This is a genomic window from Ruegeria sp. AH12 (assembly GCF_056541465.1).
This window is the reverse complement of record NZ_JBQFYL010000088.1, coordinates 1-1,055: the sequence shown is the minus strand read 5'-3', so window position 1 is coordinate 1,055 and position 1,055 is coordinate 1. Positions and strand designations below refer to the sequence as shown.

At 57.3% G+C, this 1,055-nt stretch carries 1 protein-coding gene and 1 pseudogene; both read left to right on the top strand.

The features are described from left to right. Nucleotides 1-780, top strand: a 780-nt coding sequence (gene queA, locus ACR0EL_RS21820) for a tRNA preQ1(34) S-adenosylmethionine ribosyltransferase-isomerase QueA (RefSeq protein ID WP_480502264.1), incomplete at its 5' end; no start/stop codon positions are given. Nucleotides 781-886: 106 nt separating this feature from the next. Further along, nucleotides 887-1,055 (top strand): annotated as a pseudogene (locus tag ACR0EL_RS21815) (MFS transporter); the annotation flags it as partial.

Genomic DNA, 1,055 nt, shown 5'->3' with positions numbered 1-1,055 from the left:
CCGCAATCTGATGGTTGTTGGGCCGCGCTGATCAAGCCGCTTAAGAAGATCAAACCGGGCGAAGAGATCGTATTCTCCGACGATCTGAGCGCAACCCTGGACCGAGTTGCCGATGGCCAAGCCTATCTGCGCTTCAACCTGACCGGAGAGGATTTCGATCAAGCGTTGGAGCAGGCCGGCGCGATGCCGTTGCCTCCCTACATCGCAGCGAAACGTGCAGCGGATGAACAGGACAAGAACGACTACCAAACTGTGTGGGCGCGAAACTCCGGAGCCGTAGCGGCCCCAACCGCGTCCTTGCATTTTGATGATGCGCTTTTGCAGGCGCCATCGGAGCGCGGTGTCGAGTTCACGCATGTCACACTGCATGTGGGGGCAGGCACATTTCTGCCGGTCAAAGTGGAAGACGTGACCACCCACAAGATGCACGCCGAATGGGGACGGGTCAGCGCGCAGGCCGCTGCCGAGATTGCGGCGACCAAAGAAGCGGGCGGGCGCGTTATCCCGGTGGGCACAACTGCCCTTCGACTGATCGAAAGCGCAGCACGACGCGGCCGGATCGCGCCGTGGGAGGGCGAGACCGATATCTTCATATACCCAGGTTTTGAATTTCACGTCACTGATGCGCTGATGACCAACTTCCACCTGCCGAAATCCACATTGCTGATGCTGGTTTCGGCGTTGATTGGGCAGGATCGGGTCAAGTCGGTCTATGACCACGCTATCGCAGAAGAATATCGCTTTTTCTCATACGGCGACGGATCTCTGCTGATACCATAGTCGTATCTTGGCCATCTGCGCCCTTACAATGTCGTAGACAAGCGCGACGTGCTTCGTCATTGACGGCAAAGCGGACAAAACACACCGGCAATTTTGGATAGGCAGAATGCTTCAGGTTCTTTCCAGCGCTTGGGCGCTTCTTCTGGGAATGGGGTTGCTGATGGTCGGCAATGGCCTGCAGGGCACGTTGCTGGGGGTGCGTGGAGAAATCGAGGGATTCTCGACTCTAGAGATGTCCTTTGTGATGTCGGCCTATTTCCTTGGGTTCCTTGGCG